Genomic DNA, 18,495 nt, shown 5'->3' on the forward strand with positions numbered 1-18,495 from the left:
ATATTTTCTGCATCCTGTAACGTGCGGATTGGAGTGATTATACACATTTTTCAGCTTATAGGGAAGGATATCCTATTTGTGCGATTATGGTACGTATTCTCTTACGCTTTTATTTAACCTTTTTCGGCTGCTGTGCTGCACTTCATTTTATAGCCCTATATATAGAAGAAAAAATCCGGACCTGATGATCCGGATTGGTGTATTCTTTCCTATAAGGTTACGATTACTGATTTTTGAGCTTCGGATCGAAGGTATCGCGCAGCCCATCCCCCATCAGGTTAAACCCGAGCGATGTCAGCAAAATGCAAAGACCCGGGAAGATAACGGTCCATGGCGCGGTTTGGATAAATTGACGGGAATCCGACAGCATTTTCCCCCACTCCGGATCAGGCGGTTGAGCACCCAGTCCGAGGAATCCAAGTCCGGCAGCTTCGATAATCGCCGTGGCCACACCGAGGGTTCCCTGTACAATGATCGGCGTCAGGCTGTTTGGCAAAATATGCTTCAGCAGAATCCGTGAATCGCCGACTCCAATTGCCCGCGCTGCTGTGACGAATTCTTCCTGGCGAAGCGATAGAACACGTGCACGAACCAGCCGTCCATAGGTCGGTATGTTCACAATCGCAATCGCATACAGCGCATTCTGCAGCGATGGCCCCAGAATAGCGACGATCGCAATCGCCAACAGAATTCCCGGGAAAGCGAGTAGAATATCGAAGAACCGGGAAATGATCATGTCAATCCATTTGCCGTAAAATCCGGCCAGCAGCCCCAGCAATGTACCGATAATAATCGAACCGACGACAGACAGCAGACCGACCCAGAGCGAAATGCGTGCTCCGTAGATCGTTCTTGTGAAAATATCCCGTCCCAGATCATCCGTCCCGAACCAATGCTCAGCCGATGGCGACTGCAGCCGCTCCGACAGTACCTGAGCGGTATAATCATACGGCGTAATCAGCGGTGCCAGCAACGCCAGCAGGACGAAAAAAAGTACAATGACCAGTCCGACTACCGCTGTCTTGTTGCGCATAAACAGGCGAATGCCATCCCGCCATGGTCCTGATTTGATTTCCTTGAGCTGCGCTCCCGATCCCGTATCCAGTGATGCCTGTGTCATATTCTCACCTCTTACTTGTACTGGATGCGCGGATCAAATAATGCATAAAGCAGATCCACCAGCAGATTGATAATCACGAACATGACCGCAATAATCAGGATTCCCGATTGGATAACCGGATAATCGCGGTTGCTGATCGCTTCATAAATGTATCGTCCTACGCCTGGCCAGGCGAAGATCGTCTCGGTCAACACTGCACCGCCGAGCAGCGCTCCTGTCTGAATACCGATAACGGTCAGCACGGGGATAAAGGCATTTTTGAGCCCATGCTTGTAAATGACCAGGAATTTGGAGATGCCTTTGGCTTTGGCTGTGCGGATATAATCGGACTGCATCACTTCCAGCATACTAGAGCGGGTCATCCGTGCAATAACGGCCATCGGAATCGTACCGAGCGCAATCGATGGAAGAATCAGATGCTTCATTACTGTCCACAGCTGGGACCACTGCCCCGAGATCATGGCATCAAATACATAGAATCCGGTAATCGACTCCATCGGATCACGCTGATTCATCCTTCCGATCGAAGGCAGCCAGCGCAGTTCGTTTGCAAAAATCCACTGCTCCATTAATCCCAGCCAGAAAATCGGCATCGATACCCCGACCAGTGCGATCAGCATACAAATGTAGTCAAACCAGGAATTACGCTTCCATGCACTCACAATCCCTGCATTTACTCCAATAACGATAGCAAACAGCATACTCGCCACCGTCAGTTCCATGGTAGCCGCCAGATAAGGGCCAATCTCCTCTGCAATCGGCTCACGGGTGCGGATGGAATTGCCCAGATCCCCCGTCAGCAGATCACCGAGATAGGCAAAGTACTGTTCCAGCCATGGCCGGTCCAGTCCCAGCTGTTCACGCAGTGCCTGCTTGGATTGCTCGGTCGCCTTGTCTCCGAGGATGGTATCCGCCGGGTCACCGGGAATGGCATGTATAATCGAAAATACAATCAGCGTCATGCCCAACAGTACCGGGATCAGTACGAGCAGACGTTTTGTAATATAGGAACCCATGCGTTCATCACCTGCCATACGTTCATTTGTACAGTGAAATGACATGACTGCAAAATCGGCAGCATGCCATTTCAACTGTATTGATTCTGTCTGCTTATTTACGCATTACTGTTCCATATAAATGTCCGCATACGGCTCCGAACCTGTTGGTGAAGGCGTATAGCCTTTCAGTTTGGAAGTTGCGGCCAGCAGCGGCGTGGAATGGACAAGCGGTACCCATGGTGCATCTTCCTTAATAATGACCTGAGCCTGTTCGTACAACTTGGCACGTGCATCCTGATCGGTCTCCTGCTGTGCCTGTACCAGTAATTTGTGCAACGGCTCGCTGACATACTGGCTGTAGTTATTGCCACCGATGGAGTCTTTGTCGAGCAGCGGGTAGAAGAAGTTATCCGGGTCACCATTATCACCGGTCCAGCCGATGATGAACAGATCGTCTTTTTCCCCTTTGCTCAGATCATCCAGATAGGTCGCCCACTCCGGAGACTGGATCGATACTTTCACACCGATTTGGGCAAAACTGGCTTGAATGACTTCAGCCACTTTGCGTCCATCCGGCATATACGGACGAGACACCGGCATCGCGTAGAAAGTCAGTTCCTGATCGATTCCATTTGGATAACCGGCATCTGCCAGCAGCTGCTTCGCTTTGGCAAGGTCAAATGGATAATCTTCGATCTCTTTGTTATAGCCCCACAGGGTTGGCGGGATCGGGTTAACGGCTGGTTCTGCCTGGCCGGCAAAGAATGCGTCAATAATACCTTTTTTATCAACGGCATGGTTTAATGCCACACGCACTTTTGGATCGTCAAATGGTTTTTTGGTTGTATTGAAGCCCAGATAGGCTACGTTGAAAGGTGGGCGGTTGAACTTCTGCAGATCCGGGTTGCTTTCCAGCGTCGCCAGATTGTCAGGGCTCAGATCTTCCATCAGGTCGATCTCACCGTTTTGCAGTGCATTGAAGCGGGCAGTGTTATCCGGAATGGAACGGACAATCACCTGATCAACCTTCGGCAGACCCTTCTGCCAGTAGTTCGGGTTTTTATCGAGTGTGATCGAGTCGCTGCGCTTCCATTCCTTGAATACGAACGGGCCGGTGCCTACAGGATTCGATTTGAAGTTTTCTTTTTCTTTTTCAACAGCGGCAGGACTGGCAATGGAGAATGGAGGCATAGCCAGATTTTGCAGGAAAGGAGCTTGAGGTTGGTTCAGTTGGAATTCCACAGTAGAAGCATCTACCGCTTTTACACTTTTGATGACGCGGGCTTCTTCGGGACCGAACATGGAATCATAATAGTCGAAAGAATCACCTTCGAACTTGAATTCGCTGTTCGGATCGTTCCAGCGATTAAAATTGAATACAACCGCATCGGCATTGAAATCAGTGCCATCATGGAATTTTACACCCTGGCGCAGCTTGAATGTGTAAGTCAGGCCGTCATCGGAAATGGTCCAGCTCTCTGCGAGGGCAGGCTCCACTTCAGTCGTGCCTGATTTGTAAGCAAGCAAAGGATCAAAAACCTGCTGGGCAATCTTGAGAGACTCCCCATCCGTTACGATCGATGGATCCAGTGCAGCCGAATCGCCGCCGCGGCCTACGATGAGAGTGCCACCGCCAGCTGCTTCTCCACCTGACTCGGAAGCAGCCGGTGCTGCAGAATCATTATTGCCGCTGCACCCGGACAGGATCAGTACAAACGATAAAACCAGTGTAACCATCATTGTCCAACTTTTTCTCACAAGCATTGGCTCCCTTCTGAATGGCGAAATCGTGTTCAACCCAATTTATACCCTAATATCTTTTTTATCTATATGTATATTGTTATAGATAGAAGGAATTGGAATTGACCACAGGATGAATTTAATTTACATTATGATGTCGTGTTTGGCAATGAATTTTTACAATAATCCTCTTTTTTATTTTAATAACTAACATCAAACGACAGTTTTCGATACATATTCGTCTTTTTGATGCATTTATGAGGATATATGTTATTTAGTATCCGCTTCCATTTCCAGAGTCGAACATTTTGATCTATAGGATTTTTATAGTTAGATAATAATTCATTATTAATTATGTATTTATCTTCATAATTATGATAATTTATTATGTTTTTAACAAATAAACTTACCAAAGGTAGTAACACTTTTAATAAAATACTGCTAGAATAAAGTGGTACTAAGCAAAAGGGGAGGCATATTATACTTATGGTAACGAAAAAAATGATTTTCAGCCTGGCTGTGTCAGCAATGTTCACTCTGAACATGTCCAGTCTGGTCAATGCTGCTGCTCCATCCGCTCTCACAGTGGAAGGCATCAGACAGCAAGCGGAGCAGGATGCGGGAACAGGTACGCATATCACTCTTTTACATACGAACGACGTTCATGCCCATGCCTTGGAAGAGACACCTTCGATGGGTCTCGCCAAAATTGCCGGACTCGCCGATCTGTATCGTCAAGCGAATCCGAATACTCTGCTGCTTGATGATGGGGATGCAGTACACGGTACTTCATTCGCTACACTTGTGCGCGGCGAGAGTATTATCAAAGTCATGAACGAGATGGGCTTTGCTGCCCTGACACCGGGTAACCATGAATTCGATTACGGGTATGAGCGTCTGTTGGAACTGTCTAAAATGGCCAACTTCCCGTTCATCTCCGCCAACCTCACCCAAAAGGACACCGGAACAGCGCCTTTCGAGCCTTATATTATTCGTGAAGTTAATGGCGTAAAAATCGGTTTCTTCGGTCTGACCACACCGGAAACCGCCTACAAAACGAATCCGAATAACGTAACTAATGTTAACTTTACTGATCCTACCGAAGCTGCCCGCAAAATGGTCGCCGAGCTGCAGGGTAAAGTTGATGTGATCGTAGCGATGGGTCATATCGGTATGGACCAGTCCACCGAGCAGACAAGTATCGATATTGTCAAAGCGGTACCTGGCATTGATGTATTCATCGATGGTCACAGCCACACCCTGCTGGAAAACGGTCAGATGGAAAATAATACGCTGATCGCCAGCACCGGTGAATATGGTGAGCATCTGGGCGTGATCGATCTGTGGGTCGACAAAGGCGATGTAACCAAAAAAGAAGCCTACACCCTGGATGAGAAAGCGGCTGCGAGTGTAACTCCCGACCCGGAAGTAGCCAGCCTGATCACGTCGATCCAGTCTTCCCAGGAGCCGATCCTGAATGAAGAAGTCGCCAAGTCTTCCGTACTGCTGGACGGTTCCCGTGAGAAAGTCCGCACAGGCGAGACGAATCTGGGCGATCTGATCACTGACGCGATGCGTACCGTATCGGGTGCAGACGCAGCGATCACCAACGGCGGCGGTATCCGCGCATCGATCGATGCCGGATCAGTCACCAAAGGGGATGTGGTTACCGTTCTGCCATTTGGTAACCTGGTCATTTCCATTGATGTGACCGGCGCTGACATTCTGGCTGCACTGGAAAATGGGGCAACCGATTATCCAACCGCCAAAGGCGCCTTTGCCCATGTATCGGGAATTACGTACAAAATCGACCCTGCCAAACCGGCAGGCAGCCGTGTTCACTCCGTAACGGTAGCCGGCGCACCGCTGGATCTGAACAAAACGTACAATGTCGCTACGAATGACTTCCTCGTAGCCGGCGGCGACGAATACAAAATGTTCCTCGGCAAGCAGCAGACCGGAACGTACGGCACACTGGATGAAGCACTGATCCAACATATGCAGTCTCTGGGCAGTGTGAATATGCCAGCTTCAGAGAATCGTATTACGGCAGCAGCAGCGCCAGGCAGCAGCGTCAAGCCTGTATCTGCTCCAGCTGACAAACCAGCCACTGCCAAACCGGCTGCTCCAGCCAAGCCTGCGACTCCTGCCAAACCAGCATCCAAACCGGCACCGGCTGCCAAGCCTGCTGCTCCCGCAGCAAGTGCCGATACTGATGTATATGTAGTGAAAAATGGCGATACCCTGTACTCCATCGCCAAAAAACACGGCACAACCTGGCAGCAACTGCGCGATGCCAATGACCTGACTAACGCGCACTGGATCTATCCGGGCCAGAAGCTTGAACTGCCGGATGCTTCATAAGCAGCTCTACTGCAAGTAACGTTCGAGTTGGCAGTACAGGCATGATGCGATATTATGCGATTTAACCACCCGTATTTGAATCACACCATTCAACTGTGCAGTACAGGAGTGGAATCAACACGCTAAATACTATGTATGTTGAAGTTAATCGTTAACACAAAAAAGGACCTGGCTATAAGCGCCAGGTCCTTTTTTTGCTGTTTCTAATAAAACGATTTTTACAATCACTGGATATAAAACTTTATGCATCTTTCCTATACATAGACACTTCAGACAACAAAGATCAAATGACATCTCCAGCTGATGATCCACACATCAATTTCCATGACCCATGTTAACCAACCAATCCACCTGCCGTTTAGCGGCTCTCTCGGGTAGTTCCATTTTTCGGATTGAACGCCAGTTCAAACAGCCCGGTCGCCGACAAACCGGCGAGCCCACCTGCCCACAAGCGGGCAACCAGATCCAGCTCGGTAAATGGATATGCCGCTGCACCAATCAGCAGCCCAATCACCATGCCGATAACGGGTACCAGACTTTTGGGAATAGTCAGCGCTGTTTTGACCATCTGGACGAGCGCCAGAATAATTACAGCGAGTGTCGAAGCAAAAGTCAGTACATCATTGAACAGTTCCATGTCGCATTCTCCTTTCGTTTGGTTAGATGAGTCCTTTGCGGTACATTACGGTAATCAGGCGGTAAAAGTCATAGCTGCCGCCTTCCGGATCATCCACAATCCCTGCAGCCACTGCCCGGTTGACGGCTTCCTGCGCCCAGTCCGGAATGGTCATGCTGCGACTCTGCTCGACCCGCTGGACCCGGCCGTCCATTTTGCTAATGCTGGACTTGAGCATATCCCGGCTGTCGGTCAGGGACGCGATCCGGTCAGCCTGTGTTTTGACGAGGGCTTCCAGCGCGGCAAAAGCTTTCTTTTCTTCTGCAGTCATTGGTTCTTCATCTCCCTGGTTACTGTTATTTGCATATCTCGCCTGCAGCTCACCGAGCGTGCTATGGTATTCATTCAGATCGACGCCGCCCCGAATTCCTTGAACCTGGCCCGAATCGGTATACTGCCAGAAATCCCAGCGCTGCCAGGCGGTACAGTCATCCGGCACCCGGGTATTGCTGTAGCGGGCGATCCACAGATCATAATCGCTCAGACCACGGCCGAATTGGGCCGCAAAAGCATTGCCGGTATACAATATCGGACGGCGGCCACCCAGGCGTTCCACTTCCTGCAGAAAAGCAAGTGCGATCGCAGTGATCTGGCTGGAGTTCAGCTTGCCCGGATTATCCTCATAATCCAGCACCGGCGGCAGGTCCAGACTTTTGGCTCCACCTACCATGTTCAGGCAATCGATAAAATGAACAGCTTCCCGCTGCGCGGCTGCAGTACTTTGTGCATTCAGAAAATGATAAGCGCCCACCAGCATTCCTGCTGTGCGGGCGCCCTGAATATTGGTGATAAACCGGTTATCCCGGTAGCTCGTCCCTTCACTGGCTTTGACAAACACAAACTGCCGGCCATCTGCCCGGACCTGATTCCAGTTAATGCTGCCCTGCCAGTGGGAGACGTCTATGCCCTGGGCATTACGCTTGTTTCTCGCCTGCATCCCGGATGTCCTCCTCCTGATTATGGTCGATCTGGCTTTCTTTGTTTTCCTTGTTTTCTTTGATTTCCTTGACGGCTTCCGGCTGGGCTTCATCGATCAGCATCGGATTCTCCGGCGGCGTATTTTTCGATTCAAAAATATGCACGGCGTTTCGCAAAATATTCGGCATTGGCAGTCCCATTTTGCCGGCGTTCTCGATCACCGAGAGCAATTCATTCGCCAGATAAAAAAAGATCACGGCATCCTGGAAGTAATGCAGACTCCCAAGTGCCTGATCGATGAAGTGTGCAATGGACACGACGACGAAAATCGCGACTTTGCGGATAATTCCTTTGAATCCAACCCTGCTTTTTAATTCGCCCCTCATCCAGGCAGCCGCCCACCCAGAGAACCAATCCACAATGACAAGTACCAACAATAAGTTAATCAACACATCCCAACCCCCAAACAGGTAGCCCACAGCAGCACCATACGCTGTCGAGACTACCTTGATGATTTGCGGCCACGGCTCCCCCATCCCCTTCTTCTCCTTTCTCTGTCGTTTAATCCTTATGAAGGACACTACCATTTACTATATCTAGGTCGGTCTGCACATAGGCTAACAGGTTCGCTGGTACATCATCGATGTGACGACGCCCTGCGAGAATCAGTGCTGTGTAAGTAGATGCAAGCAGCTTTAATGTCATTTCATTCATGACATATTCACCTCCCTTCTCCAAAGTCCATAAGGCAAAATAAAAGAGGTGATCCTTGCACCAGTTCTCCACCGGCGGATACCTCTTTCAGCTTGCTGTATTTTATAAGTTTTCTGAAATAGACACTTCTATTCGGCAGTCTCTCTACACTGGCATAAAAAAGTATTCATTTCTCACTTATTATAGTGCGAAATCATTTTTCTCTGGACAGGAGCATTTCATACAGCGATGCAATTAACTCCTTATTGTCCAGGTCTGCTTGTTCCAAACGAGCAAGCTTTTTCTCTACCGTTTCCGTTGCTTCCGTAGCTGGCATAGAATTTTTAATCTTTTCAATCTCTTCAGCAGATAACCCTTCGACCCATTGCTTGCTTTCAAAATCCCACTTATTTTCGTAAAACCCTCCTGAACTAGGAATATACACTATAGTTTCTCCATCTCGTAACGTTTCAGAATTAGTTTCGATTTGTCTAATCCACATTCCAGTTTTTGAGTCGACTATTGGTAAGACTGCCATAGTGAAATCCTCCTTTAATCAATTGAATAACTGAACCCTTCAAATGATATATTCGTAAGCGCCCCAGTACCTGCATTTATGATCTGTACTCTTCCGTCCGTAAAAAAATCTATTCCGACAATTCCATTTGTTGAGGTGTTAGGGTAAGTTCCAAGCGCTACAGTAAATGCTCTTTTTGTTGCATAGACTGAGGGCATTCTAAAAAGTTCTGTTAAAGGTGAACCAGTACCATTACTTAAAATTCCTCGGAACCATACTCGATTGCCCTCAATTCGAAAACCAAATCCTAATCGTGCAGACCAACCATTTAAAGGAGTTAAATAATTCCATGATTTTCCATCTTTATCGCTTTTTTTATTTTCTACTACTGATACGCGCCTACCTACTCGTTGAACATTTTGAATCAAGTCATTAAAAATGGCTCGTTCATTCTCAGGATATACTCCTACAAAATTTACCGTTGGATTAAAAGAAACAGGAAAATATGATACAGAATAGCTAGCAAGAGGATCAAATCTATCTGCTGCTATACGTGCTTGTTGAAATCCTAAAACCTCGAAAAAGGAGGCTGTCGATAAAAAATCCCATTTATCTATTTTACCATTCTTGTATATTTGTAAAAAGGATCTTACACGCTCAGTAGGGGAGGAGCTTGGCATGGTTGCGCCATTGATATAATAGTAAGAGCCATTAGCGAATTGAGGTTTCACTTGATCTCTAACGATTAGGCCAGTACCCGTCTCAACAAAGTTATCTCCTTGATCAAGATTTAGAGCTCCTTCAATTGTAATTGGTTCAGGAATAGCTGCAGGCCGACGATACATAATCATATAGTCACTTACTGGACGGGATACACGATAGCCACCGGGAATTAAATTTTCAGGTCTGGCGGAAGGGACCGTAGACACATTACCGCTATAATCTATACCATTGAAACTGGTAAGTGGGGTCCATCGTTTATTAAGTCCGTCCGTACGAGAATATACACCTAGTCCATCATTAGCATTTGTAGATCCATCATACATCTTCCAACCATACATATAAGCCTTGAATTCATCTATAGTCGGAGAATATCCGTCTGCCCAGCCGCTATCAGTTGCTGAAATTGTTAAATAAAAATTACCTGCACCATCAAAGGAAGCCACGTCTGCTTTATTGGAGACAGTATTTAGCATAACTGTTCCATCAAATTTTATTGGGATGACTGTAGAAGGTGAGTAAGATTCATATCCGACAATTTTGATTTCTTTAAAACCGGATAGGCTGGCACTTATTACCCAGTTCAAATCGCCAGGTAATGCGCGCTTACGCCAGATTGCGTTTTTATAATACTGACCTTCCACTCCTAAAAATAATGTATCACGATCTGTATCATTAGTGATCACTGGCGAAGCCAACAATTCAGTATCAAAAGCCAGCATGGCTGCAACATCCGTCTTATCCTTGTTGGTCCAGCGAATTGCATAAGGATTTCGTACTCCAGCGAGCCCCTCCGTATATGGATACTTCACAGCGATCTGATCCACGGTCATTTTATCAAGAGCTGTATATTCGGCATCCGAAATTTCATAAATTCTGAGTCCATCTGCATAAGCTATATTGCCTGCAGCTGCCGCATTAAGTCTGGCGACGATCTGTGTATTGTTCACGTCTACACTCGGGCTATACTTCATATAGGCAGTAATCCATTTACCTTTATCAGTAAATACAGGCGTACTGACCGAAGTACCCTGCAAAGCCAGTAAAACGCTTTTAGCAGACTCATTATAAATATGCCCTACAGCAACGTACTTTTTTCCTGCTTTTAACTGATAGGGTTTGGTCGAAACTGCATCTGCAATGGTATTGGCAGTAGTGGCTGTAATTTTCACCGAACCGCCACCAACTACACTTTTGCTGCTATCCAGCGTAATGGTCGATTGAAAGCCAGCCAAACCGGCCATGCTTTTGTTCGGTCCCCATGTTCGAGCCTCCAGATTGAGAAGCATACGTCCTGTAATTCCGGTAAGCTGAAATGGTGTATCCCGTTTAGCCGTTATTGTCTGTGTCCCTGGTTGCAGCACAATTTCTTGTCGCACTTCTGTATCCAATCGATTATGCAAATCACCGAGTCCAGCCTCAATCCGGTTCATATCCTGCTCGGTTACGGTGTCATTATAGTTCCAATCGGTCTTTGCCTGATAGTCCATGCTTACGCCCCTTTCACTTCTACATATTGTTTAACAACCGTATCTGCCGCAACAGGAATAAACACTTCGCTGCTGCTGATGATTTCATCACTGACAGAACGTAATTCCAGCCGGGTGACCGATGAGAGATCAACAGCTGGAATCAAATATTCCAGTTCTACCAGATCATCTGTTACCTGCTTGATTCTGAATTGGGTTATTTGATATTCTCCATTCAATGTCACTTTGGCAATCCGTTGGTTGGTATAGCTTGCGATTTCCTGAAGATAACTATTCTGGATCATAACACCCGAACCTCCTCTCCAAGCATCGTAAATGGCGTGCTGCCCAGCTTCCACCGGGTAGACAGTCTCGTATTGCGTTCAGCAGTATAACGATAAGCCGTTTCGTGCAATATAATGGACTCTCTAAGCGATGTTTGCTGCATATAAGCCAGATTAGCCGGTTTAATCGTTTGCACCGTATAGTTAACTTCCTTGAATACCGCCGCATCTGTCAGATTGGCCATAATTGTCAGCACAAAGTTTTGAATATCTACTGTCGCACTCGCTTTACCTGCCCCTAATAGCTGATCCAGTTTTTGTTGCAAATAACGAATTGTAAATGGTGGCTTGGTTGTATAGCGGTTAACAATCCGGCGGCGGCGGAAATCCAGCGTTTCGATCGTTGGATCAGCCTGAATCTTCAGCTGTTGTTCTCTGCGACGTAATGCCGCTTCACTGGATGTCATGACAAACTGATCTCCAAGCAGTCTCAAACGGCTTGCTTCAAGCTGATCCATCTCCATTTCTTCTGTATCCAGCAAGGCAATAAACTCTCTTACAGAATGATAATATTCCGGCTCATACTGCATTAATCGGTTACTCAAGGGTGCCCACTCCTCCCCATACGGCAATCTGTTCAGCTCCCAATACCAGATTGGCCGGTTTGCCGTTAACTGTAGTATCCGTTACATCTGCAATTCCCTTTACACCTACAATGCGGGCATCCAGCTGGCTAATACGGATAATGATCTGCTCCTGATCTTTCCAGCCAGCTGTCAGCTCTTTGACATAGGCTGCGAGTATATCATTCACATCCAACTTCACCTGCCCTACAGTGGCACCAGGTTCCAGTGTTAATTTTGTACTTACAGTGATGACTACTTCTTCTACTCCTGCAATTGTGACCCGGTGTCCAATGGGGGCAAGTCCAATGCCTTCTCCACTATTCACAACCGGATCGATAGCTGTTTGCACACGGCTAATTAGCTCAGTTGAAGGACGACGTCCATTGCTGGCAATAATAGTACATTTGACCGTTCCTCCTCCTTTCCAAACCGGGAATACTTTGACGCCTCCGACTCCTTCCATCTCATTGATGGTCTGCTTATAATCCGAAATATTACCGCCAAATGGCTGTTCATTAATGGCCTGCAAATACCTGGACCGCAATGTCTCATCATCTTCAGCATTTTCTCCGGGCACCAGTACAATATTCAGTTCAGCTGCTGCGAGTCCGGCAATATAATCAAGTGGCAGCAGAGCCCCGGTTGCAGTATTACCAGTCTCGCCTGCGGTCTCACAGGTGAGTGCGTATTCACCTGCACCGAGACGCGCAGTTATCTCATAGACTAGATCTCCACTGGCCAATCGACTGCCAATGGGTACTTCTGCTCGTGTACCATCACCTTTATAAAAAATCCCTTTACGAACGGCATGAGTAGCTGGCTCTCGCTGGATACCATATTCAGCTGTACGACGTTCCAGATATTCACCTGTCGCCGTATCTGCAAAAGAAAGATTCAGCTGAATATCCAGTTCAGCGTACATTTGAGCCAATTCCAATGCTGCTGGTGCCAGAGCATCATAGATGATACTGCCCTCTCGTTTATCCATTTGATCCGTTACACGATCCAGCATACGCTCCAGTAGTGCTTCGTACGTTTGCGTCTCATACATGAATTTAGCTCACCTCCTCGTCAATCTGAAATGCTCCATATACAGTCTGTACAGTGAAGCTAACCCGAATATCATCACCTGATGTCCATGTTGTACGAAAATCGGCAATTTGTTCGATACGATCATCCTGCAGTAGAGCTTCCGTAATCATTCTTCGAATTTCTGCCCGCACATATAGATGATCCTTACCAAGAATTTCTCTATATTCTGTACCGTAATCGTTACTATAGATCAGATGTTGATAACGCTCTGTAGTAAGAATTTTTAATACCGCCTGTCGCAAAGAATCCAGGCCATCTACTTTACCAGCAATAATTCCGCGTTCCCAATCTACTTTATAAGTCAAACCCGGCATAACCAGATCTGCAGTATCCAGGCTTTGATCCGGCTGCAGCTGTAATCCTGTAGGAATCATACGCTATTCACCAACCGATCCAGTACCACATAACTCTGACCGCCCTGAACACGCAGCAGCAGTACTCTATCGCCGATCCGTAAACCGGTTACTGTCGTTCCATTTTCCTCAGCGGTCAGCTTGCTGATCGTCTCCGGTATAACGAGCACCGAGGCCGGCAGAGTAAACCGTTGATCAATATTAATTTCCAGCGGTTGATTATTAAGCACAGTTCCATACATTACAGCCATTGGATTTGCATTGGATACAGCTCCCAGACTGGCTTTGCGAATAATATCAAGCATATTTACACCACCTTCACATCGAGAGACATTGTATGATCTGTCCCGGAAAATTTGTGACTGCATTCTTCCACCAGATAAACCTGTACTTCAAATTCATCAAGCAGAATATAAGCAAACTGCCCTGCACGTACATTGACATCACCGATTGCATCTACAGACAGGGTGACCTGCTCGCGATTATATAGCTTCAGGTTAAGTGAGAGTGCTTCCTCAATCTGAGCGATATTCCAACTATCTTCTGCCTTTTCATACTTTTGGAGTAATCCCCATGCACCGATATGATTAAGATCTCTTTTGATAAAAATATCCCGGTGTCCGGTATCTTTATTATCACGATAGAATTTGATCTGATTGTACGTATCCGAATCAATACTTTTCTTGATCGAATAATCATACAAATAATGGCCTTTTCCGAGAATGACAGAAGGCTTCATACTCCGGATATCCTGCAACCGCAGCTTGCCAAAGTCATCGTAAAAGACCATCAACTGTGATTTGTACGCTAGCGTATGATCCAAGGCACCCATAATAATATCCAGCAGCTTCTTGTTATCCTCGATCAGTGACGGAATTGTATATTTGCCTTTATCCAGCTTTCCAAGTTTTAAATTATTTTTGGTTGCGATTTGCCGGATAACTTCATCTGCGGTTACATTGGTAAACACAAATGTGTCATTACCAAGCAAATAACGCACCTGGTCATAGGCAGTCACTTTTATCTGCTTATCTGTGCCCGTACTTACTGTAAAAATATAGCCATAAAAAAGGTTCGCTTCATTGTAGATGAAGCGAACCACATAGCCATTTTGTACGTCAAAATCTTTTTTCTGGTAGAAACCATCACTAATCAATGTAAATTCCAGTGAAGCTGGTTTGCCTATTCGACTGGTTTTCCAGGTGATATCCGAAGCAATACCAGATATGTCCCAGAGACTGCCTTGTTTGTTATCGATATGAAGCTGTATCATTGGGCAGCCTCTTTCTGTGGCAGCTTGATCACCATTCCAATCGGCAATTTACGCAGCTCACTATCCTTGATATTGTTCAGCTTCTGTATTTCTTTGTACCGACTTCCATCTCCCAATTGTTTCTTGGCAATCTTCCATAGCGAATCTCCAGCAACCAATTTGTAAGTTTTGGGATTTACTTTGGTGTCGGTACGCTTTTTGGCTAAGGTAGATTTGTCTTTGTCTTTTTTGATTTTAACTTTGAGTGCACGGTAGAAGACATACTCTTTCAAGGACAGCTTAAACTGAATGTCTCCCGAGTCTCCCGCAGCCAGTGTCCAGTCGAATTTTTCAATACTGACTGCCATGTTGATTGCCATGAATGTTTCATTGGAAATAAAACGTTCTATTTCGCCCTTTGCATTCTTTACTGCTGTATCTCCAGATAATGCAGACTCGGGCAATTGTAGACCAGAAAACACAAAACGGATAGGACGCTTTGTCTCCATCCATTTCTGGATCATTTCTACATAGTAGTAAGGGGTTTGTAACTCCTTGCCAACAACAAATGGATAACGTTGACCTGGGAAAAAGCTTTCCAACGTAATTTCGCGCAGCTTGTTTGGTTGGATTGAATTAATCTCTCCAAGATCGATGATAGTGTAACTTTTTCCATCCCCACTGCTATTAATCTCAATTTTTTCAGGATTTACTGGCAGTCGGATCGCTTCGCTTTGATTATTAAACGCCAGGAAAAACCCATACTCCTCCATATCAGGTATACACCCCCTGCGCGGTCGAGACAAATTCTTCTTCCAATTTGCGACCAATATGACCGACAATTGTGTCCAGGTCTGCACCACTATTAATATCACCGGTAGTCACTTGTACAGTCGGGGTTAGATTTACAAAATGCTGAATGGCTTGTATCTCAGCCAAATTGCGCAGCAATTTTAAATCTTCACTGGAGATATCAACTGTACCTTCAATATTACGGATGCTATCAACACTCTTTACATTATTAATGTTGTTTTCAGTATTTCCAGCTGGAGGATAGCCTCCTGGCATACCTACTCCAACTCCTGTTGCTCCTCCATGATTCATTGCTGAATGTACAGCAGGTGGTGGTGTTTTAACAACATCCGCACCTTTTAATGGAGTACCTTGATAGTTACTTAAAGAATCTTTTACTTTACTTGTACCATTAGTTAATTTATCACTCAATCCTTGCCAAGCTTTAACACCGTTTTGATTGGCTCCACCCACATTAGCATTGATTTCTGGTTGATCCATTTGAAACATATTTTTAGTTTTTTGAGGAGCCTGGCTCTCTAAAGCTCCCATCATTTTTTTTACACTGTCGCTTGCACCATGAAAATCTGTCCCTTTTAACAAATCTATGCTGCCCCAATTTGTACCGAACAATTTATTAAAATAGGGAAGTATTGTATTAATACCTGTAATAACACTGTTCATCGCATCAGCAATCAACGAAGTAAATCCATTAGCGAACGATTCTGCTCCATATACAAGATCATACATCACTTGCAAAAAGTACATTTTTAATGAGTAGAAAATAGTTTGTACGGTAAACACTGCGTCATACCAAAGTTTTACAACTCCATTAACAACAATGGCTACAAATGCCCACGCTGCCATAAAGACGATCCTAAATACTTCTCCTATTGCGTATATCGCACCTACGATCATTCCCATCATCTCAGAACCACTTATACCCATCATCTGCAAAATAGATATAACAAGAGCAATAGCAGCCACTACGAGCAAAATAGGCCAATTTATCATGAGCCATTCTGCTGCAATAATTCCAAGTTGTATAATCATAGCTGCCAATAACACAAAAGCAATTGCACTGAGTATAGGTGAGACAATGTCCCAATGCTGCTGAATGACACCCGTCAAAAACAGCAACCCATTAACCAGCATTGCTACAACATTAGCAACAACTACAAAGCCTGCAGTCAGAGCATCTATAAGCACTTGGAACTGGTCTGATTCAAATGCATTATTTAATGCATCTAAGGCAGGAACTAAGGCAGTTAAAGCTTGTGAACCAACTGAAGCTAACGTATTACTATAATTATTCGTCAATTGCGTCCATTTTGCACTAGGAGAATCCATCATTGTATCGAAAGCTTTTTGAGTAAAACCTTGCTTTTCCATTAACGCATCCAAGGATTGGATATAACCATCCACATCTCCCGATTTTCCTTTATCAGCAACGCCTGCATTCTCCATGCCTTTTGCAGAAATACCAAATGAGTTATTTAAAGATTTAGTATCACCTTGCATTCCACTAATTAAAGCATTAACAGTGTCATTATAACTTTGACCAGATAACACACTAAGTTTAGATGCCATATTATTTAATTTTTCTGTTTGCATGTCATTAGCTGATTGTTTAAGAAAAGAAAGAGAGCCTGAAAGTACATCTTTTGGATTCATACCTGATGATAATGCTCCCTTTTTGTACTTTTCAAATAACTCTGTTCCTTCTTGGCCGCTTCCTGTAGTAACAACAAATTTACGTCTCATCGTATCATCTTCAGCTGCTCCAGCAAGCGAATCTTTACCTAATCCATATGCCCCAGAAGCCAACTTATTTCCAAATGCTGCTACCTTGGCAATGTGATTTTTAATATTCTCCCATTTACTAGCCTGCTTATCAGCCAAATCTTCTGCTTTTTGAGAAGAATCATTCAGATTATTTTGAGCATCTGCTGTGTCATTAATAGTATCAGTAACTCGTTGTTGAGCTGCCTGTGTCAATTGCAATGTATTATTAAAATTATTTTGAGTAACATTTAGCTGGGTTAAATGGTTATTGACATTTTGCACAGTCTGATTTACCTGATTAAACGAATTGGTAATGTTGTAAACAGGTACATTAATTGAAATATTACTCAAAGCTATACTAAGCTGCCTTGAGATACTAACAGACAGACTTTGACTAATATTCCCAACCAACTGTGCTCCTATATTCGCCATTGCTTCACCCCCTATACATCAATTATTTCCTTTTTTGCTTACGTTGTGCCTGTTTCTCTGCCTCCACACGTATTGCAATCATTGCGTAGATCGCAGCACGTTCATGGATAGACATTTTCATTAAATCATGTGGTAAGATGTGCAACTCATGGAGGGCATAGTAAGCTAGATTCGCTTCGCTGTCGCCTCCATTAATTAGTTTTTTACGTCATTAACCAAATCATTCATATCCCGGTTGAAACCGTTCAATTCCTGTACACGTTCACCCAATGCAGCAAACTCACCTGGAAGAAGCATTTTGCGCAGCAAGGATTCTGCACCTATTACCCCATAGGATTTTTGTAAGTCTGCATTTTTCAAATCAGGATAGATAACACTGGCACTCATCAACTTAGCCATATATTCATTAGGATCGATCTCTGGCGTATACATGCCATTTTTCCCTTTCACTTTACGAGTAGCTGCTTTACGGCATTCCTGATTTTCGTCCTCATTCATGCTACGAAGTTTCCAGCTTACAGGGTTACCATCTGCATCTTTGAATCGTGCAGATACTACAAATTCTTCTACTACGTCAGAAGATACGTTTTGTGCAAAAAACAGGCTTAATTCACTCATGGATAATTCCTCCTAATAGTTGTGCAATATTTTAATATTCAACAAT

18 protein-coding genes and 1 pseudogene are annotated in these 18,495 nt (G+C 45.2%); 1 reads left to right on the forward strand and 18 read right to left on the reverse strand.

Features of this window, described 5'->3' with window-relative positions; translation table 11 throughout:
* Positions 1-223: 223 nt before the first annotated feature.
* From nikC to WH45_RS03985, 3 genes are all read right to left on the reverse strand, one after another.
* Positions 224-1,120 carry a nickel transporter permease gene (gene nikC / locus WH45_RS03975; RefSeq protein WP_046213105.1) on the reverse strand — a complete coding sequence of 299 codons (897 nt, stop codon included), beginning with the start codon at positions 1,118-1,120 and terminating at the stop codon, positions 224-226.
* Between the two features lie 11 nt (positions 1,121-1,131).
* Positions 1,132-2,136 carry an ABC transporter permease gene (locus WH45_RS03980; protein ID WP_046213106.1) on the reverse strand — a complete coding sequence of 335 codons (1,005 nt, stop codon included), beginning with the start codon at positions 2,134-2,136 and terminating at the stop codon, positions 1,132-1,134.
* A 105-nt stretch (positions 2,137-2,241) separates the two neighbouring features.
* On the reverse strand, positions 2,242-3,882 hold the full coding sequence (locus WH45_RS03985) for an ABC transporter substrate-binding protein (protein WP_046213107.1): 1,641 nt from the start codon (positions 3,880-3,882) through the stop codon (positions 2,242-2,244).
* A gap of 462 nt (positions 3,883-4,344) precedes the next feature.
* Between WH45_RS03985 and WH45_RS03990 the strand changes: the two genes are divergently transcribed.
* On the forward strand, positions 4,345-6,222 hold the full coding sequence (locus WH45_RS03990) for a 5'-nucleotidase C-terminal domain-containing protein (protein ID WP_082096529.1): 1,878 nt from the start codon (positions 4,345-4,347) through the stop codon (positions 6,220-6,222).
* Between the two features lie 358 nt (positions 6,223-6,580).
* Here WH45_RS03990 and WH45_RS03995 read toward each other — a convergent pair whose 3' ends face one another.
* The 15 genes and pseudogenes from WH45_RS03995 to WH45_RS04065 all read right to left on the reverse strand — a co-directional run bounded on the left by WH45_RS03995 (position 6,581) and on the right by WH45_RS04065 (position 18,449).
* Positions 6,581-6,859: a holin gene (locus tag WH45_RS03995; protein ID WP_046213108.1), complete on the reverse strand. Its 279-nt coding sequence runs from the start codon at positions 6,857-6,859 to the stop codon at positions 6,581-6,583.
* 22 nt (positions 6,860-6,881) lie between these two features.
* Positions 6,882-7,835 carry a glycoside hydrolase family 25 protein gene (locus tag WH45_RS04000; RefSeq protein ID WP_046213109.1) on the reverse strand — a complete coding sequence of 318 codons (954 nt, stop codon included), beginning with the start codon at positions 7,833-7,835 and terminating at the stop codon, positions 6,882-6,884.
* A 118-nt stretch (positions 7,836-7,953) separates the two neighbouring features.
* Positions 7,954-8,352 (reverse strand): annotated as a pseudogene (locus WH45_RS04005) (phage holin family protein); the annotation flags it as partial.
* Between the two features lie 25 nt (positions 8,353-8,377).
* The gene (locus WH45_RS23535) at positions 8,378-8,530 is read right to left on the reverse strand and encodes a CD1375 family protein (protein ID WP_156075146.1); all 153 of its coding nucleotides are present in this window, start codon (positions 8,528-8,530) and stop codon (positions 8,378-8,380) included.
* Between the two features lie 193 nt (positions 8,531-8,723).
* Positions 8,724-9,047: a hypothetical protein gene (locus tag WH45_RS04015; RefSeq protein ID WP_046213112.1), complete on the reverse strand. Its 324-nt coding sequence runs from the start codon at positions 9,045-9,047 to the stop codon at positions 8,724-8,726.
* A gap of 14 nt (positions 9,048-9,061) precedes the next feature.
* Positions 9,062-11,236 (reverse strand): hypothetical protein, encoded by a 2,175-nt coding sequence (locus WH45_RS04020; protein WP_046213113.1) that lies wholly within the window; start codon positions 11,234-11,236, stop codon positions 9,062-9,064.
* 2 nt (positions 11,237-11,238) lie between these two features.
* Positions 11,239-11,520: a hypothetical protein gene (locus tag WH45_RS04025; protein WP_046213114.1), complete on the reverse strand. Its 282-nt coding sequence runs from the start codon at positions 11,518-11,520 to the stop codon at positions 11,239-11,241.
* Positions 11,517-12,104: a putative phage tail protein gene (locus WH45_RS04030; protein ID WP_046213115.1), complete on the reverse strand. Its 588-nt coding sequence runs from the start codon at positions 12,102-12,104 to the stop codon at positions 11,517-11,519. Before WH45_RS04030 ends, WH45_RS04025 begins: the two co-directional genes overlap by 4 nt.
* Entirely contained in the window at positions 12,097-13,176 is a 1,080-nt protein-coding gene (locus tag WH45_RS04035) for a baseplate J/gp47 family protein (RefSeq protein WP_046213116.1), read from the reverse strand. The genes WH45_RS04030 and WH45_RS04035 overlap by 8 nt, the downstream gene beginning before the upstream one ends.
* A 4-nt stretch (positions 13,177-13,180) precedes the next feature.
* On the reverse strand, positions 13,181-13,591 hold the full coding sequence (locus WH45_RS04040; protein WP_046213117.1) for a DUF2634 domain-containing protein: 411 nt from the start codon (positions 13,589-13,591) through the stop codon (positions 13,181-13,183).
* Positions 13,588-13,875 carry a DUF2577 domain-containing protein gene (locus WH45_RS04045; RefSeq protein WP_046213118.1) on the reverse strand — a complete coding sequence of 96 codons (288 nt, stop codon included), beginning with the start codon at positions 13,873-13,875 and terminating at the stop codon, positions 13,588-13,590. The genes WH45_RS04040 and WH45_RS04045 overlap by 4 nt, the downstream gene beginning before the upstream one ends.
* Before the next feature lie 2 nt (positions 13,876-13,877).
* Positions 13,878-14,843, reverse strand: a complete 966-nt coding sequence (locus WH45_RS04050; RefSeq protein ID WP_046213119.1) for an XkdQ/YqbQ family protein — start codon at positions 14,841-14,843, stop codon at positions 13,878-13,880.
* Positions 14,840-15,595 (reverse strand): LysM peptidoglycan-binding domain-containing protein, encoded by a 756-nt coding sequence (locus tag WH45_RS04055; protein WP_046213120.1) that lies wholly within the window; start codon positions 15,593-15,595, stop codon positions 14,840-14,842. Before WH45_RS04055 ends, WH45_RS04050 begins: the two co-directional genes overlap by 4 nt.
* Before the next feature lies 1 nt (position 15,596).
* Complete coding sequence (locus WH45_RS04060; RefSeq protein ID WP_046213121.1) at positions 15,597-17,831, reverse strand: phage tail tape measure protein; 2,235 nt, start codon at positions 17,829-17,831, stop codon at positions 15,597-15,599.
* A gap of 195 nt (positions 17,832-18,026) precedes the next feature.
* Entirely contained in the window at positions 18,027-18,449 is a 423-nt protein-coding gene (locus WH45_RS04065) for a phage tail assembly chaperone (protein ID WP_046213122.1), read from the reverse strand.
* Between the last annotated feature and the right edge of the window lie 46 nt (positions 18,450-18,495).

Origin of the sequence: Paenibacillus wulumuqiensis (genome assembly GCF_000971965.1) — a bacterium.
Taxonomy (GTDB): Bacteria; Bacillota; Bacilli; order Paenibacillales; family Paenibacillaceae; genus Saccharibacillus; species Saccharibacillus wulumuqiensis.

Excerpts from the sequence above, each read along its gene's own strand:
- nikC (WP_046213105.1), bottom strand. The coding sequence starts at position 1,120 with ATGACACAGGCATCACTGGATACGGGATCGGGAGCGCAGCTCAAGGAA.
- WH45_RS03980 (WP_046213106.1), bottom strand. The coding sequence starts at position 2,136 with ATGGGTTCCTATATTACAAAACGTCTGCTCGTACTGATCCCGGTACTG.
- WH45_RS03985 (WP_046213107.1), bottom strand. The coding sequence starts at position 3,882 with ATGCTTGTGAGAAAAAGTTGGACAATGATGGTTACACTGGTTTTATCG.
- WH45_RS03990 (WP_082096529.1), top strand. The coding sequence starts at position 4,345 with ATGGTAACGAAAAAAATGATTTTCAGCCTGGCTGTGTCAGCAATGTTC.
- WH45_RS03995 (WP_046213108.1), bottom strand. The coding sequence starts at position 6,859 with ATGGAACTGTTCAATGATGTACTGACTTTTGCTTCGACACTCGCTGTA.
- WH45_RS04000 (WP_046213109.1), bottom strand. The coding sequence starts at position 7,835 with ATGCAGGCGAGAAACAAGCGTAATGCCCAGGGCATAGACGTCTCCCAC.
- WH45_RS23535 (WP_156075146.1), bottom strand. The coding sequence starts at position 8,530 with ATGAATGAAATGACATTAAAGCTGCTTGCATCTACTTACACAGCACTG.
- WH45_RS04015 (WP_046213112.1), bottom strand. The coding sequence starts at position 9,047 with ATGGCAGTCTTACCAATAGTCGACTCAAAAACTGGAATGTGGATTAGA.
- WH45_RS04020 (WP_046213113.1), bottom strand. The coding sequence starts at position 11,236 with ATGGACTATCAGGCAAAGACCGATTGGAACTATAATGACACCGTAACC.
- WH45_RS04025 (WP_046213114.1), bottom strand. The coding sequence starts at position 11,520 with ATGATCCAGAATAGTTATCTTCAGGAAATCGCAAGCTATACCAACCAA.
- WH45_RS04035 (WP_046213116.1), bottom strand. The coding sequence starts at position 13,176 with ATGTATGAGACGCAAACGTACGAAGCACTACTGGAGCGTATGCTGGAT.
- WH45_RS04040 (WP_046213117.1), bottom strand. The coding sequence starts at position 13,591 with ATGATTCCTACAGGATTACAGCTGCAGCCGGATCAAAGCCTGGATACT.
- WH45_RS04045 (WP_046213118.1), bottom strand. The coding sequence starts at position 13,875 with ATGCTTGATATTATTCGCAAAGCCAGTCTGGGAGCTGTATCCAATGCA.
- WH45_RS04050 (WP_046213119.1), bottom strand. The coding sequence starts at position 14,843 with ATGATACAGCTTCATATCGATAACAAACAAGGCAGTCTCTGGGACATA.
- WH45_RS04055 (WP_046213120.1), bottom strand. The coding sequence starts at position 15,595 with ATGGAGGAGTATGGGTTTTTCCTGGCGTTTAATAATCAAAGCGAAGCG.
- WH45_RS04060 (WP_046213121.1), bottom strand. The coding sequence starts at position 17,831 with ATGGCGAATATAGGAGCACAGTTGGTTGGGAATATTAGTCAAAGTCTG.
- WH45_RS04065 (WP_046213122.1), bottom strand. The coding sequence starts at position 18,449 with ATGAGTGAATTAAGCCTGTTTTTTGCACAAAACGTATCTTCTGACGTA.